The following is a 16,018-nucleotide window of genomic DNA, read 5'->3' as shown; positions in this document are numbered from 1 at the left end:
GAAAATTATGATAAGCTTTAAGAATCTTTTCAAGAATGCTTGCCAGATAATGGTTTTTGCAACAGCACTAACGGGCTGTTCTGATATGCTGGAAACGGAGAGTACGCGTCAGAATTTTGATCCGGAGATAGACTCTAAAACCGACTCGCTTTTCTATGCCTTCGGATTGTTTGAGGCCATGCAGCAGTTAGGCGATCAGTATGTGCTGCAAGGTGAGATGCGAGGCGACCTTCTGACTACTACCCAGTATTCAGACAGTATGCTGACACAACTGGCTACGTTTACTGCCGGAACAACCAACCGCTACGACTCGGCCTATGTGTATTATCGTGTCATTAACAACTGCAATTACTATATTGCTCATCGCAATACCGAACTATATACTGGTTCTACGAATGTGTCAATGCGTGAGTTTGTGGCTGTGAAAGCACTCCGTGCATGGGCCTACATGCAGTTGGCCCGTAACTACGGAAAGGTGAAGTTCTTTACCGAGCCTTTGGTGAAAATCTCGCAGATTGATGATAATAACTATCCTGAGTACGATATGACAAGCATCGTCTCGGCACTGGCTCCAGATTTGGAACAGTATTCGGGATCGGATGATGCCGTTCCACCTTCATCGGGATATACAGGCGTATCTACAGCATCACCCAACTGGGAGTCAACAGCCAAGACTATCTCTATTCAGAAGTGTTTCGTGCCTCTTGATGTGGTTTTGGGTGATATGTATCTGGAGGTCGGAGACTACGATAAGGCGGCTAAGCATTTCGTAACTTATCTGACGAAAATTTCAGAATCGGCAGCAAGTCCTTTCATAGCTTCGCGTGTTTTCATGGAACAGGAGTTTGACACGAAGCAGGAGAAAGCAAGAGTATCCAGTTCGATAGCTTGGGAGCAAATCTTCTTTAGAAATTCGCAGTCAGATATTATTTCTTATATTCCGATGGCTCCTAATGCTATCAGTGGTCCGACAACGAAACTGCCGCTCTATTTCGGTGCAGACTATTACGCTACTGCCGATGAGCAGACAGGTTACACACGTCGTGGATGTGTGAACATTGCCGGAGAGGCACCTGAGACGTGGAGATATAATCTGCCATTGGTGATGAACATTCAGTTGAAGCCTTCGAAAGCACTCCTCACGCTTGCCGATTCGGTAGAATATCACTATTATTCTGTAGGAACGGATAATGACTATGACAGTATTCGCACTGTGAAAGCTTCTGATATGCGAATCCGCAACATCCTGGCCTATATGGATGTCAATGATGTGCGTCAGCAGTGGATTACGAAGTACGATTTTGCCAATGTGATATTGTACCGTAAGAGCACCGTACTGCTCCATCTGGCCGAGGCTTTCAACCGCCTGGGTATGTATGATGCGGCTTTCGGTATTCTGAAGGATGGTATTAGTGAAGTTTTGGTGCGTGAGCCGCTTACCGAATCATCGGAAAACTATGCTCCCTATATGACTGCAGAGAGCAAGGCTAAGTTGAAGACAACCTATCCGCTGTTGTCTGAAGAAAATGCTGAAAAGTTTCCTGTGAGAAATGCCTGTGGCATTCACTGTCATGGCGCAGGTAAGGCTGTGAGTGATTTGTCGTTAAGCAACTATAAAATGAATAAGTCGCCATACACGCTGGACCGTGTTGTCGGTAAGAAGATGAAGGAGATAGCTGCAACATTCGGAACGGCTGTAGGTGCAACCAAACAGGATACCATCAATGCCATTGAGGACATACTCTGTGATGAGTATGCACTGGAATTGGCTTTCGAGGGTAACCGCTATTACGACCTGATGCGCTTGGCTCGTCATAAGAATGGACATTCCGGGGCACAATACGATGGCTCACCAAGTACTTATGGCGCTGAATATGGTTTTAAGTGGCTGGGTAAGAAACTTGAGGGCCGTGGTTGGAGTCAGGCAACAATGTACCTGCCTTTTAAATAGTAAAAAGAACCTGCATTTTGATTAAAAAAGCGAGAATCAGCGGTGATTCTCGCTTTTTATTTGTACCTTCGCACCATAAAGCTTTTATCAATTAACAGATTATGGCAAAAGTATATGTTTTTCTGGCCAATGGTTTCGAGGATGTCGAAGCATTGATTCCTGTTGATGTGTTGCGTCGCGGAGGCGTAGAAGTGGTAACGGTGAGCATTGTTGAAGGCTCACAAGTGGTTGAAACGGCTCATCAAGTGAAAATTGTTGCCGATGCTATGTTCAACGATTGTGATTTCTCTGATGCCGACCTGCTGATGTTGCCTGGAGGTATGCCCGGTGCTTCTAATCTTTATGAGCATAAGGGTGTGCGCAAGGCTGTGCTGGCGCAGAACGAGGCGAAGAAAAAGATTGCTGCTATCTGTGCTGCCCCTGCAGTGGTGTTGGCACAATTAGGCATCCTACGAGGAAAACACGCCACCTGCTATCCTGGTTTCGAAAAGTTGTTTGAAGGGGTAGAATACACCGGCGAACTTTGTACTGTTGACGGTAATGTGACTACCGGTGAAGGACCTGCAGCTGCATTCCCGTTTGCATATTCTTTGCTGGCACAGTTGGTTGATGAACAGACTGCCCATCAAATAGCTGTAGGCATGCGTTTTGCTCATTTGATGGAGAAATAATACATGGACTATATCATTATTGTAGCAGGCGGAAAGGGACTGAGAATGGGAGGCGATATTCCCAAGCAGTTCCTGCCTGTTGGCGGACTACCGGTACTGATGCGGACGATGCTCCGTTTCCGTGAGTATTCTCCCGAACTGAATATTATTCTGGTTCTGCCGAAGGCTCAGCAGGATTATTGGCATAGCCTCTGTGCGCAGTATCAGTTCGATATGACTTATCAATTGGCTGATGGCGGACAAACCCGTTTCCATTCTGTTCAGAACGGACTGGCATTAGTGCCTGACGATGCAGAAGGAGTAGTGGGAGTACATGATGGCGTACGCCCCTTCGTATCGGTCGATGTGATACGTCGTTGTTTTGAACAGGCACGGCTGCAGAAGGCTGTTATTCCGGTTGTTCCCGTAGTAGAGACTTTACGCCATATCATTCCCGAATCTTCCTCCACAGTAAATAGTCCTGCACATTCTGTGACCGTTCCTCGCGATGAGTATCGTTTGGTTCAGACACCTCAGTGCTTCGATATCCAATTGCTTAAAGAGGCCAACAAACAGCCCTATCAAGATGCATTTACTGACGACGCATCGGTGGTAGAAGCTTATGGCTATGGCGTCACCCTTGTAGATGGCAATCGGGAGAATATCAAGATTACCACTCCTGCCGACCTCCTTCTGGCCGAATCAATCCTCAATTCTTAATTTCCATTTTTCAATTCTCTATTCCTTGGACCTCCTTTCTCAAGATATTATGTACTTGCCGGGCGTAGGGCCCAATCGCAAGAAGTTGCTGAGCCAGGAACTCGGTATTGAGACCTATGGCGATTTGTTGGAGTATTTCCCCTATAAGCATGTAGATCGCAGTAAAGTATATACCGTTCGTGAACTGACGGGCGATATGCCTTTTGTACAAGTGGTGGGGCAGATCTTGAGTTTTGAGACGTTTGAAATGGGACCTCGCCGGCAGCGTGTGGTGGCCCACTTCTCCGATGGTACTGCCATTATGGACCTGGTGTGGTTTAATGGCGGAAAATTCATTAAGCAGACTTATAAAATAGGAAAGGAATACTTGGTCTTTGGACGTCCGAGCGTGTTCAATAATCGTATTCAGGTGCAGCATCCCGATATCGATGACGCCTCGAAAGTGGACACTTCGGCTATGGGCATGCAGCCTTATTACAACACAACGGAGAAAATGAAAAAGGCAGGCCTGACCTCCCGTTCCATTGAACGGCTGACGAAGACCTTGCTTGAAAAACTGACAACACCTCTGGCAGAGACGATAACGCCAGAGATTCTTTCAAAAAGGCATCTGATGTCGCGTGATGAGGCGCTGCGCACCATTCACTACCCTCAGAATGCACATGACTTGGAACGCGCCCGACTGCGAATGAAGTTTGAGGAACTGTTCTTCGTGCAGTTGAACATCCTGCGGTATGCCAGTGACCAGCGGCGGAAGTATCGCGGATATGTGTTCAATCGTATAGGTGATATCTTCAATACATTCTATAAAGAGAATCTACCCTTCGAACTGACCAATGCCCAGAAGCGGGTGATTCGTGAAATCCGAACGGATACTTGTTCGGGACGTCAGATGAATCGTCTGTTGCAGGGCGATGTGGGCTCTGGTAAGACGCTGGTGGCTTTGATGTCGATGCTGATAGCCCTTGACAATGGCTTCCAGGCCTGTATCATGGCACCGACAGAAATCCTGGCTGAACAGCATCTGGTGACCATCAGGAATTTCTTGAAAGATATGCCTGTACGTGTGGAATTGCTAACGGGTATCGTGAAAGGCAAGAAACGACAAGAGGTACTCGATGGTTTACTCAGTGGTGAGGTGCAGATTCTTGTGGGTACGCATGCCGTGATTGAAGATACCGTACAGTTCCGCAGGTTGGGAATGGCCGTTGTTGACGAACAGCATCGCTTTGGCGTGGCGCAGCGTGCAAAGCTGTGGAGCAAGAGCGAACAGCCTCCTCATGTGTTGGTGATGACGGCAACACCTATTCCACGCACCCTGGCCATGACCCTCTATGGCGATCTTGACGTGAGTGTGATTGACGAACTGCCACCAGGCCGTAAACCTATCCAGACCACCCATGTATTCGACAGTCGTATCACCTCGCTCTATGAGGGTATTCGCAAGCAGATACAGCAGGGCCGACAGGTTTATATGGTGTTTCCCTTGATAGAGGAAAGTGAGAAGATAGACCTTAAAAACCTGGAACAGGGATTTGAGGTGCTTTGTCAGGCATTTCCTGAGTATCGGCTTAGTAAGGTTCATGGAAAGATGAAGCCCAAGGAGAAGGAGGAGGAGATGCAAAAGTTCGTGTCGGGCGAAACACAGATTTTAGTAGCTACCACAGTTATCGAAGTGGGTGTCAACGTTCCTAATGCCTCGGTGATGGTGATTTTCGATGCCCAGCGCTTCGGCCTTTCCCAGTTGCACCAGTTGCGAGGTAGGGTAGGACGTGGTGCCGATCAGTCGTTCTGCATATTGGTGACCACTTTCAAGTTGAGTGAGGAAACCCGTAAGCGCATTGATATCATGTGCGAGACGAACGATGGCTTCCGTATTGCTGAAGCCGATCTGAAGTTGCGCGGTCCTGGCGATTTGGAAGGTACACAGCAGAGTGGTATGGCTTTCGACTTGAAGATTGCCGACATAGCACGCGACGGTCAGATTGTTCAGATGGCTCGTGATGAAGCTCAGACTATCATTGACGAAGATCCGACCTGTCAGTCGGCACAGTTTGGCGTGTTATGGAATCGATTAAAGGAACTGAGGAAGACCAATATCAACTGGGCTGCCATTTCATAAACTTTCTATTGGACAAAAGGAATTTTGCTGTCCGCTAAACAATTTCAAGCAATATAAGAAAAAAAAAAAGAGACGTTCACGAACGTCTCTCCATTGTTTAATTTGGTTTATGAAGCTAACTTTTGAAGATTAGCCTAAGCTGATGGCTTCAGAAGGACAAACGCTAGCGCATGTTCCGCACTCTGTGCAGAGGTCAGCGTCGATAACGTACTTTTCACCTTCAGAAATTGCCTCTACGGGGCACTCGCCTGCGCATGTTCCACATGCAATGCAGTCATCACCAATTACGTATGCCATAATTCAATAATATTTGTTTGGTTAATACTTATTATTAATGATGCAAAGGTAATGAGTTTTTCCGAATAATACCAAGAATTCGGTATGTTTTTTATTAATTTATACATTGTCGAAATAGATTGATGTATAATAACTGAGATGCTTTTCCGTTATAATAAATGGAATGAGAAAAAGTATTATCCTCATATTGTTTTCAGCACTGGCTTTGTGTACCACTGCCCAAGAGCGTAAGGTCCAGAATCGGCCTTACATTGATCTGCGTACCTTGCATTTCGGACTCTCGCTGGGATTGAATATGCAAGATGTGGAGTTTCAGGATGTGGGCCCGCAGACGCTCACTCTTCCTGACGGTACCACAATGCCTGCAAATATTCTTTGCGATGCTGATATGTGGAATCCGGGATTCAGCGTGGGTGTGCTGGCCGAACTTCGTTTGCATCAGCATTTCTCGCTGCGTGTGACTCCTGCTATGCATTTCGGTTCGAAACATCTGGTGTTCCGTAATCTACTGGAAAAGACAGAGTCGGGAAAGCCCGTTGAGACCACACAGGATTTGAAGAATACTTACTTGTCTATTCCTGTTGATATCAAGTATTCGGCAGAGCGTTTCAATAACTATCGTCCTTATATCATTGCTGGTTTGAATCCGATGATCAATCTGGCGGGCAAAGATCAGGACTATGTACAGCTGAAGCGTTATGACTTGATGCTCGAGGTAGGTATGGGATGCGATTTCTATTTGCCTTTCTTCAAACTGATTCCCGAAATAAAGTTCTGTTATGGTTTGGGCGATGCGCTTGACAAGAAGCATACGGGCGAACTGACTGACATTAATAAGCGGGCTTTTTCGCAAAGCGTTTCATCGGCTCATACAAAAATGATAGTGCTCACTCTTTATTTCGAGTGAGCACTATTGTTTATCCTAATTCTACAATCGATGGTCTCGGTTGTTGACTAATCGTTTCTGTTCTTTTTATTTCGGCTGTTCGGCCTCCAACTTGTCAACAGCACCTGTCAGTGGGTTCAGCCACAAGTGGGTGGTATATCGTTTGTTGAAAAGTTCGGCACTGAGCAGTTCTACGTTGCCAAACTGGGGAGCAGGCATTTCAACGACAGATATCTGGTTGGTACCTTTATAGATGGTACTGCGCATGCGGTCGGGCACGTTTACATAAACACCGCTCTCAGGCTGTTTCTTTTTCTTCTTGCTCTTGGCAGTCTCATCTGCTTCGGGCACGGTTTTCAGGTTTTCTACGTCAATATAGTATGGCTCGCCGGCTAAATCGTCGGCATCTACAATACCGAGTTTCTGAGAAAGACGGAACAGCACCTGATGTTGGATATCGCCTTCGGGATTCACATTGAGGATAATCTCGGTAGTGTCTCGGTCGGTAGTACCTGTAAACATACTTGTCAGTGCTTTGTCCTGTATATCCAACTGGTTCAGCATCAGTTGCATCTGGGCACCGTCATGAGGCATGAAATCGGCCTGTCCTTTGATCAGCAGATTGCGGTTCTCGCGTAAGTCGTAGATTTCGCGAGCGGTAAGTTCGGCCATTTTGGCGGTGCTGCCTGCTGCGAGAATCTCTTCGTTCATGAAAGTACGTGGATTGGCACGCTGTTCTTTAGGGGCAGCAGTGAATGCCTCCGGCTCGTCAGTTTGACGAGGCTGAGCATTGATGGCAAGCAGTCGGCCGTCTTCGCTGAGCACAACGTTGGCTGCCACAGTCTTGATGTTGAACTTTACTGAGTAGCCTTTGGTGGAGTCGGCCACAGCCACGGGAGTCTGCTTGATACTTAATACACGGTAGAGGGTAGAAGGCTGCTGTTCCACGTTGTTCATGCGTAGAAAGCGCATGGCATATTTGCTGAATTCACCAGGTTGGTAAGTGGCTTTCTCAACAAGAATGCTGACACGGATGTTGGTCTTCGGGAGAAAATACACAGCCCCATCAGCCGTATTGCCCGGTTTGTAGTCGCTTAGCATCGTCTGAGCCATTGAGGTTGAACAAATGGCGCTGATGAAAGACAGGATGAGAATGAAATGTTTCATTTTATTTTTTTACTTGTTATTTTTTACTTTCATGAAAGCCTTGGGAAGATATCTGATAATATCGCTGGCTATGAGACTCTCTTCGCCCAGTTCGCTTGCAGCCAAGTCGCCGGCAAGTCCATGAAGGAACACACCGATGACACAAGCTCTTGCCCTGTCGTAGCCACGGGCCAAGAGAGCAGTGATGATACCTGTGAGCACATCGCCGCTACCTGCTGTTGCCATACCTGCATTGCCGGTACTATTGAATGCAATGTGGCCATCGGGCATGCAGACGGCAGTATAATGTCCTTTGAGTACGATGTAGCCTTGGATGCGTTCGGCCAGTTCGCGGGCCTTGCTGAGTCGTTCGAAGGAATCGATGCTCTTGCCTTCCATTCTATCCAGCTCTTTTGGGTGTGGGGTCATAATGACGCCCTTGGGCAACTGCTGCATCCAAGCACGGCGAATAGACAGTATGTTTAATGCGTCGGCATCAATCACCAGCGGACACTGGGTGCGACGGATTTGTGAGATGAGGCTGATAGCCGTTTGCTCGCTCGTTCCCAGTCCCGGTCCAATGCCTACGGCCTGGAAATCTTCAGTCTGGACACCTTCGCTGAACGTTGTCTCCTCGCGATCGATATGTATGATAGCCTCGGGGACAGCGGTTTGCATGATGGGTACATTGCGCTTCGGACAGTGTACCGTAACCTTGCCAACTCCTGAACGCAGACAGGCTTGGGTGGCTAATATGGCTGCTCCGGCCATGCCATAGCTGCCTGCAATAATCAGGGCATGCCCCATCTGCCCTTTGTGGGCGAAAGCGTCGCGCGGCATCAGCAGGTCGCGAATGGTAGTCTCATCTACCAGTGTGTATTGGGAGTCAATGGCGTTGATGCCTTCCTGACTGAGGCCGATGTCCAGAATGCGGAGCTGTCCGATGTACTTCTGATTTTCAGAAAAAAGAAAGGATAGCTTCTGCTGCCCGAGCGTGAGGGTCTGGGTGGCACAGATGATATTGTTGCTTACGTTGTAAGTGTTGTCTTCAGTCATCAAGCCTGAAGGAACATCAATACTTACTATGTCTGCTTTTGATGCGTTGATGTATTTTACAAGCGATGCGAAACCGCCAGCCAGAGGCTTGTTCAGTCCGGAGCCGAAGAGACCGTCAACCACAAGGGTGCCTTTTTCTAATTGGGGCGGATCGAATTCTTGGGTGACTTCTGTGAGTAGTGAGCGGCCTTTCTTGTCGCAAAGCCGACGCTTGTTCTCGGCGCAATCGGCAGAAAGATGTCCGGTTATGTTGAAAAGGAATGTCTGTACCTGATAGTCTTTTTCGATGAGCATACGGGCTACAGCCAGTGCATCGCCGCCATTATTTCCAGGACCGGCAAAAACAACTATGGGTACTGTAGGTGACCATCGTTCGGTAATGGCTCGCGTCAAAACACGTGCGGCACGTTCCATTAAATCAATCGATTTGATAGGCTCATGCTCAATAGTGTAATTATCTAATTCTTTGATCTGTGAGCTCGTAAAGATTTTCATAACGCCGACAAAAATACTGAAAAAAAGTCAGTAATTGAAATAATGTGTGTAAAAAAAGATTAACGATTAGTAGCCCTCACGGTACTTCCCTTCCTCTTTGTCGTCAAGCATGGAAAGATAGGATTGATAGCGGCTCTCGGCGATGTAATTGTCTTCAAGGGCTTTGCGTACGGCGCAACCTGGCTCGTGGGTGTGGGTGCAATTGGAGAAACGGCAGTCTTTGGCAAAATGGAAGATGTCCTTGAAATATCCTGAAAGTTCTTCGGGCTCCATGTCGAATGTTCCAAAACCCTTGATGCCCGGCGTGTCGATGATGTACGATTGGGAGTCTGGTTCCAGTTCAATCATCTCGCTGAATGTGGTAGTGTGCATACCGGTGTTGTGGGCATCACTGATCTCGGCGGTGCGCTGGTTGGCGTTAGGAATCAATAGATTGATGAGGGTCGATTTTCCTACGCCGCTGTTGCCGCTGAGCAAGGTGATTTTGTTTTTGAGCAAAGGGCGCAACTCTTCTATGCCCAATCCTGTGGCTGCTGAAATCTGCCTGCACTCATAGCCGATGGTCTCGTAGAGGTTGACCATTGCTTCCTGGTATCGGAGCATGTCTTCGTCAAGCAGGTCTGTCTTGTTGAAGATGAGACATACGGGGATGCGATAGGCTTCGGCCGATGCAAGAAAGCGGTCAATGAAGGTGGTGCTTGTCTGTGGCCGGCTGACCGTGACGATGAGAAAAGCCTGATCAACGTTGGCAGCAAGGATATGACTCTGTTTGGAGAGGTTGATACTCTTGCGGATGATGTAGTTGCGACGGTCTTCAATGTCTGTAATCCAACCGAATCGGTCTTCTTTCCTTTCTTCCTTTTCTTCAACATTCACCGTTACCCTGTCTCCCACGGCAACAGGATTGGTAGAACGAATACCCTTTAGGCGGAAATTGCCTTTTATCTTACAATCAAGAAGCTGGCCATCGTCCATCCGAACGGTGTACCAGCTTCCAGTATTTTTTACAACAAGTCCTTTCACCTTTTACTTTACACAGTCATGATTTCCTTGTTCTTGGCTTCCATCAGTGCATCCAGCTTCTTGATGTACTTGTCGTGAGCTTTCTGCAATTCGTCTTCGGCATCCTTCTCGTTGTCCTCGCTCAGTCCGTCCTTGATGGCTTTCTTGAGCTTGTCCTTAATGTCTGCACGGATGTTGCGCACCTCAACTTTGGCTTTCTCGGCAATCTTGTTGCACTGCTTAACCAAATCGCGACGGCGCTCCTCGGTGGGCTGGGGAAGAATGAGACGAATCACCTCGCCGTTGTTCTCAGGAGTGATGCCTACATCGCTGTCCATGATGGCTTTCTCAATATCACGAATCTGCTTGCGGTCCCAAGGCTTGATGGCAATGGTGCGGGCATCGGGAGTTGATACGTTGGCCACCTGATTTAGGGGTACGCGACTGCCGTAGGATTCTACTCGAACGCCGTCGAGAATAGCCACATTGGCACGTCCGGCACGTACGCGGTTCAGCTCCTCTTCAAGGAACATGGCGGCCATCTCCATTCTTTCTTCTGCTTTCTGCAGGGTGTCTTTTACGTCTATCATAATGGTTAAATTCTAATTCCGATTACAAATGTAGTGCAATTTAATGAAACCAACAAACCTTTATGCATTTTTTTGCATATTTTCGTCTGTATAGCTAAAATAAATTTTGGCCATTATTTTCAAAATTTTGGCCAGAATTCAAAAAATAATGGCCAAAATTTATTTTTAAAGAACAGATAATGTCTGGGAATGAAATGAGAAATGTGTACCAATACTTATTGAATGGCAGTCAAAATGTAAAAAGATACTAATTCAACTATGTTTGTCGGGCGAAAACTGCTGAATGCTGAGGAAAAAAAGCTACCTTTGCATGAAGAACGACAATACTGAATAAAACAATTTATATTATGAACGAAAACAATCAGAAACAGCAGGGCCTGCAGATTGAACTGCAGCCAGACAAAGCTCAGGGCGAATATGCCAATTTTGCTATTATCACACACTCAAGTTCTGAATTTATAGTAGATTTCGCACGTATGTTGCCTGGCCTTCCGAAGGCTCAGGTGCGCAGTCGTGTGATTCTTGCTCCAGAACACGCAAAGCGCCTGCTCGGTGCACTGCAGGAGAATATCATGCGATATGAACAGCAGTTCGGACCCATCAAGATGCCCGAAGCCCAGCAGGGTCCCCGCACCATCTCACCTTTTAATATAGGTGGTAAAGGCGAGGCTTAGTTTTGCTCTTGTTGCAAGATTAAGATCATTTTTGTATCAAACTTGTGCTTAAAAATAGTCAAAAGTCTTATATTTTGTTAATTATTACAAAATGTGAGGCTTTTGTCTTTTTATATTTTAGGTGGTTTAATAGAAAGTTTGTACCTTTGCAGCCCGAAATATCCCTACATTGGGTAGGGTACGTAAATTTGGATATTACACAATAATATAATAATAAACAAAAACAAAAAATTAAAATCATGCCTACAATTTCACAATTGGTTCGCAAAGGCAGAAAGGTGATCGTAGACAAGTCGAAGTCACCCGCGTTGGACAACTGTCCTCAGCGTCGCGGCGTGTGCGTTCGTGTTTATACGACCACTCCCAAGAAGCCTAATTCGGCTATGCGTAAGGTAGCCCGTGTTCGTTTGACTAACCAGAAGGAAGTCAACAGTTACATTCCCGGAGAAGGACACAACTTGCAGGAGCACTCAATCGTGCTGGTTCGCGGTGGTCGTGTAAAGGACCTTCCCGGTGTTCGTTATCACATCGTGCGTGGTACTCTTGATACCGCCGGTGTTGCAAACCGCACACAGCGTCGTTCTAAGTACGGTGCTAAGCGTCCAAAGGCTAAGAAGTAATTAACCGGTGATGGTTAAATAGCCTAGATAGAAAAAATAAACAAAGTTTTGCTGGGAATTCTATAAAGAAGGTTGAGTAAATGTCCGAGTGTGGACGTTGAAGACGCAGACAAAGAACAGCCCCAAGCAGAATCCAAAAAAAACATTCAAAAACAAAATGAGAAAAGCAAAACCAAAGAAGCGTGTGATCCTTCCCGATCCCGTGTTCAATGACCAGAAGGTCTCAAAGTTTGTGAATCATCTGATGTTCGACGGTAAGAAGTCGAAGTCATATGAGATTTTCTACAATTCACTGGAAATCGTTAAGGCCAAGATGAAGGATGCCGAGCAGGCTCCCCTTGATATCTGGAAGAAGGCACTTGACAATATTACTCCTCAGGTGGAGGTTAAGAGCCGTCGTATCGGTGGCGCTACATTCCAGGTTCCTACTGAAATTCGTCCCGACCGTAAGGAAAGCGTGTCAATGAAGAACATGATTGCCTTTGCTCGTAAGCGCAGCGGTAAGTCAATGGCCGACAAGTTGGCTGCTGAGATTATGGACGCATTCAACAACCAGGGTGGTGCCTTCAAGCGTAAGGAAGATATGCACCGCATGGCTGAGGCTAACCGTGCATTCGCTCACTTCCGTTTCTAATAGTAATAACTTAAGGTAAAAAGACAACAATGGCAAAACAAGATTTGCATTTGACGCGCAACATCGGTATCATGGCTCACATCGATGCCGGTAAGACCACCACTTCAGAGCGTATCCTCTTCTATACGGGTAAGACCCACAAGATCGGTGAGGTGCACGATGGTGCCGCTACCATGGACTGGATGGCTCAGGAGCAGGAGCGCGGTATTACTATTACTTCGGCTGCCACTACTTGTAACTGGAAGTGGAATAACAATAACTACAAGATCAATCTGATCGATACTCCGGGACACGTTGACTTCACCGCTGAGGTAGAACGTTCACTCCGTGTTCTTGATGGAGCTGTAGCTACTTATTCTGCTGCCGACGGCGTACAGCCTCAGTCTGAGACCGTTTGGCGTCAGGCTGACAAGTATAATGTGCCCCGTATCGGCTACGTAAACAAGATGGACCGTTCTGGTGCTGACTTCTTTGAGACTGTACAGCAGATGAAGGACATCCTGGGCGCTAACCCGGTGGTACTGCAGGTGCCCATCGGTGCTGAGGAGAACTTCAAGGGTCTGGTTGACCTCGTTAAGATGAAGGCTATTCTGTGGCACGATGAGACCATGGGTGCTGAATACGACGTAGAAGAGATTCCCGCTGACCTGAAGGACGAGTGCGACGAGTGGCGTATGAAGTTGCTCGAAGCTGCTGCAGAATATGATGAGGCTCTGATGGAGAAGTTCTTCGACGATCCTAACTCTATCACTGAGGAAGAGATTGTTGCTGCTATCCGTAAGGGTACCATCGCTATGGAGTGCACTCCTATGCTCTGCGGTTCTTCTTATAAGAACAAGGGCGTACAGCCTCTGCTTGATGCTGTTTGCTCATACCTTCCCTCACCTCTGGATACCGAGGCTGTGATTGGTACCAACCCCAACACCGAGGAAGAGGAAAGCCGCAAGCCCAGCGAGGACGAAGCTACCTCAGCTCTCGCATTTAAGATTGCAACCGATCCCTACATGGGTCGTCTGGTATTCTTCCGCGTTTACTCAGGTAGCGTGAAGGCCGGTTCTTACGTTTACAATCCCCGTTCAGGTAAGAAAGAGCGTATCAGCCGTCTGTTCCAGATGAACTCAAACAAGGAAATTCCTATGGATTCAATCGACGCTGGTGATATCGGCGCAGGTGTAGGTTTCAAGGATATCCGCACTGGTGATACCCTCTGCGACGAGGAGAAGCCCATCGTACTGGAGTCAATGACCTTCCCCGATACCGTGATCTCTATCGCTGTTGAGCCTAAGTCTCAGGCTGATATCGCTAAGCTGGACAACGGTCTTGCTAAGCTGGCTGAAGAGGACCCCACATTCACCGTGCGTACCGACGAGCAGAGTGGTCAGACCATTATCTCTGGTATGGGTGAGTTGCACCTCGATATCATTATCGACCGTCTGAAGCGTGAGTTCAAGGTAGAATGTAACCAGGGTAAGCCTCAGGTTAACTATAAGGAGGCTATCACCAAGACTGTTGAGATCGACGAGACCTATAAGAAGCAGTCTGGTGGTCGCGGTAAGTACGCTAAGATGCTCGTTCAGGTAGGTCCTGTTGATGAGGATTACGATGTTAAGACCAATGGTGGTCTGCAGTTCGTCAACGAGGTGAAGGGTGGTAACATTCCTAAGGAATTCATCCCCTCTATCCAGAAGGGCTTCGAGGCTGCTATGAAGAACGGTATCCTCGGTGGTTATCCAATGGATTCTCTAAAGGTTGTTGTTGTCGATGGTGGTTTCCACCCCGTTGACTCTGACCAGTTGTCATTCGAAATCGCTGCCCAGATGGCTTACAAAGAGGCTTGCGCTAAGGCTAAGCCCGTACTGATGGAGCCTATTATGAAACTTGAGGTGGTAACACCTGAGGAGAACATGGGTGACGTGATCGGTGACTTGAACAAGCGTCGTGGTCAGGTAGAAGGCATGGAAGAGAGCCGCAGCGGTGCTCGTGTAGTAAAGGCTAAGGTGCCCCTGTCAGAGATGTTCGGTTATGTAACCGCTCTCCGTACTATCACCTCTGGTCGTGCTACCAGCTCAATGGAGTACTCTCACCACGCTCCTCTGTCAAGCGCTATCGCTAAGACTGTGCTCGAAGAGGTTAAGGGTCGTGCCGACCTCGTGTAATAGAAATATTATTTCTTATTATAATGAATCCCGGAATCAGCAATGGTTCCGGGATTCTTTATTGATAACTAAAATTTGATCTGTTCCCAAAAGTTATTCTAGTATAACATTATAATATGGTGTTATTCTTCATTGTCTTTCTGAGTTTAATCTTTGCGGGTGAAAGAGCCATCCATGTTGCGGTCGTAACCATGGCCGTCATCACCGGAATAACTGCCAAATCCATGGTCGGTGACAATTGTTCCATCGTCGAGTTCGTATTTGTCGGGACCGCTTGGACGATCGTGGTGTGACGGTGCACTGCCGCCACCAGAATTCGACGATACCCATACTTTCAATGCCAGCCACAGCACCGCGAGGGCTACAACAACCATGAAGACAATCATGACGAGCCAGACGGCTATAATCATCGGAACAACAGCCGATGCAAGGGAAATGAATACTGTAAGTATCTTGCTGCCTATACTTATCTCAGAGTCTTTTAACAGTGGCATCAACAGGTAGCAGCCAAAGGCAATCAGCGCTGCCATGGCAGCGAAGAAAATGATGTTTGACCAAGTCTGCTGAGCACTATGACTGCTTGTTACAAACTGGACGATAATGAGTAGGATACCTGTAACCACACCGACACATAATCCTGCGCCTGCAAAAGTGTAGCCGTACCCTTTGTTGTCACGCACTTCATTCTCTTCCCTGCGGAAGTTGACATTTTCGTCAATCCATTCATTGATTTTCATAATACATGTTTTTTAGTGAGTAGTTAGTCGTTAAAGTATTCTTTTGCAAAGATAATAGCTCCGGATTTAAGAAACAATAGTATTAGTTGTTTATTTTGTTAAATATAGTTATAAATCCTGTATTTCGTTATTTCCAATGTAAGCCAAAGAGTTAGAAGATAGTATTAAATAATCTTAAATTACTCTTGCTTGGATAAAGCTATTTTGTGTATGTAGTAAATAATCTGTACCTTTGCACCCCGAAAAACTGTCGCTGAGCAAATGACTCTTTAACGGCAGATT

General features: G+C 46.9%; 15 protein-coding genes. 9 read left to right on the top strand and 6 right to left on the bottom strand.

Going from position 1 to position 16,018, the window contains the following annotated elements:
- The first annotated feature begins 7 nt into the window (after positions 1-7).
- The 4 genes from L6475_RS12675 (at position 8) to recG (ending at position 5,443) form a co-directional block, all read left to right on the top strand.
- Complete coding sequence (locus tag L6475_RS12675; protein ID WP_237820598.1) at positions 8-1,951, top strand: RagB/SusD family nutrient uptake outer membrane protein; 1,944 nt, start codon at positions 8-10, stop codon at positions 1,949-1,951.
- Positions 1,952-2,052: 101 nt separating this feature from the next.
- Positions 2,053-2,622, top strand: coding sequence for a DJ-1 family glyoxalase III (locus tag L6475_RS12670; RefSeq protein ID WP_237820596.1), 570 nt, complete (start codon positions 2,053-2,055; stop codon positions 2,620-2,622).
- A gap of 3 nt (positions 2,623-2,625) precedes the next feature.
- Complete coding sequence (locus L6475_RS12665) at positions 2,626-3,321, top strand: 2-C-methyl-D-erythritol 4-phosphate cytidylyltransferase (RefSeq protein ID WP_237820594.1); 696 nt, start codon at positions 2,626-2,628, stop codon at positions 3,319-3,321.
- Positions 3,322-3,346: 25 nt separating this feature from the next.
- A complete protein-coding gene (gene recG / locus L6475_RS12660; protein WP_237820592.1) occupies positions 3,347-5,443 on the top strand; it encodes an ATP-dependent DNA helicase RecG in 2,097 nt (698 codons plus the stop codon).
- 129 nt (positions 5,444-5,572) lie between these two features.
- Here recG and L6475_RS12655 read toward each other — a convergent pair whose 3' ends face one another.
- Positions 5,573-5,740 carry a DUF362 domain-containing protein gene (locus L6475_RS12655; RefSeq protein ID WP_237820590.1) on the bottom strand — a complete coding sequence of 56 codons (168 nt, stop codon included), beginning with the start codon at positions 5,738-5,740 and terminating at the stop codon, positions 5,573-5,575.
- A 163-nt stretch (positions 5,741-5,903) separates the two neighbouring features.
- Between L6475_RS12655 and L6475_RS12650 the strand changes: the two genes are divergently transcribed.
- Positions 5,904-6,647 carry a porin family protein gene (locus tag L6475_RS12650; RefSeq protein WP_237820588.1) on the top strand — a complete coding sequence of 248 codons (744 nt, stop codon included), beginning with the start codon at positions 5,904-5,906 and terminating at the stop codon, positions 6,645-6,647.
- A gap of 66 nt (positions 6,648-6,713) precedes the next feature.
- Here the strand turns inward: L6475_RS12650 and L6475_RS12645 are convergent, their stop codons facing one another.
- From L6475_RS12645 to frr, 4 genes are all read right to left on the bottom strand, one after another.
- Complete coding sequence (locus tag L6475_RS12645; RefSeq protein WP_237820586.1) at positions 6,714-7,793, bottom strand: DUF4831 family protein; 1,080 nt, start codon at positions 7,791-7,793, stop codon at positions 6,714-6,716.
- 9 nt (positions 7,794-7,802) lie between these two features.
- Positions 7,803-9,323 carry an NAD(P)H-hydrate dehydratase gene (locus L6475_RS12640; RefSeq protein WP_237820584.1) on the bottom strand — a complete coding sequence of 507 codons (1,521 nt, stop codon included), beginning with the start codon at positions 9,321-9,323 and terminating at the stop codon, positions 7,803-7,805.
- Positions 9,324-9,389: 66 nt separating this feature from the next.
- Complete coding sequence (gene rsgA, locus L6475_RS12635) at positions 9,390-10,346, bottom strand: ribosome small subunit-dependent GTPase A (protein ID WP_237820583.1); 957 nt, start codon at positions 10,344-10,346, stop codon at positions 9,390-9,392.
- A gap of 8 nt (positions 10,347-10,354) precedes the next feature.
- On the bottom strand, positions 10,355-10,915 hold the full coding sequence (frr, locus tag L6475_RS12630) for a ribosome recycling factor (protein ID WP_237820580.1): 561 nt from the start codon (positions 10,913-10,915) through the stop codon (positions 10,355-10,357).
- A gap of 347 nt (positions 10,916-11,262) precedes the next feature.
- Between frr and L6475_RS12625 the strand changes: the two genes are divergently transcribed.
- The 4 genes from L6475_RS12625 (at position 11,263) to fusA (ending at position 14,999) form a co-directional block, all read left to right on the top strand.
- On the top strand, positions 11,263-11,589 hold the full coding sequence (locus L6475_RS12625) for a DUF3467 domain-containing protein (protein ID WP_237820578.1): 327 nt from the start codon (positions 11,263-11,265) through the stop codon (positions 11,587-11,589).
- A 239-nt stretch (positions 11,590-11,828) separates the two neighbouring features.
- Entirely contained in the window at positions 11,829-12,209 is a 381-nt protein-coding gene (gene rpsL / locus L6475_RS12620; RefSeq protein ID WP_013063973.1) for a 30S ribosomal protein S12, read from the top strand.
- A gap of 157 nt (positions 12,210-12,366) precedes the next feature.
- Positions 12,367-12,843 carry a 30S ribosomal protein S7 gene (gene rpsG / locus L6475_RS12615; protein WP_237820576.1) on the top strand — a complete coding sequence of 159 codons (477 nt, stop codon included), beginning with the start codon at positions 12,367-12,369 and terminating at the stop codon, positions 12,841-12,843.
- A gap of 29 nt (positions 12,844-12,872) precedes the next feature.
- A complete protein-coding gene (fusA, locus tag L6475_RS12610; RefSeq protein ID WP_237820574.1) occupies positions 12,873-14,999 on the top strand; it encodes an elongation factor G in 2,127 nt (708 codons plus the stop codon).
- A 146-nt stretch (positions 15,000-15,145) separates the two neighbouring features.
- On the opposite strand, the gene L6475_RS12605 is transcribed toward fusA, so the two are convergent.
- Positions 15,146-15,736: a hypothetical protein gene (locus L6475_RS12605; protein ID WP_237820556.1), complete on the bottom strand. Its 591-nt coding sequence runs from the start codon at positions 15,734-15,736 to the stop codon at positions 15,146-15,148.
- Between the last annotated feature and the right edge of the window lie 282 nt (positions 15,737-16,018).

The organism is Prevotella sp. E9-3 (assembly GCF_022024015.1).
Classification (GTDB): domain Bacteria; phylum Bacteroidota; class Bacteroidia; order Bacteroidales; family Bacteroidaceae; genus Prevotella.
Note: the sequence above shows the minus strand (reverse complement) of the source record. Positions and strands in the feature narration are given on the sequence as shown.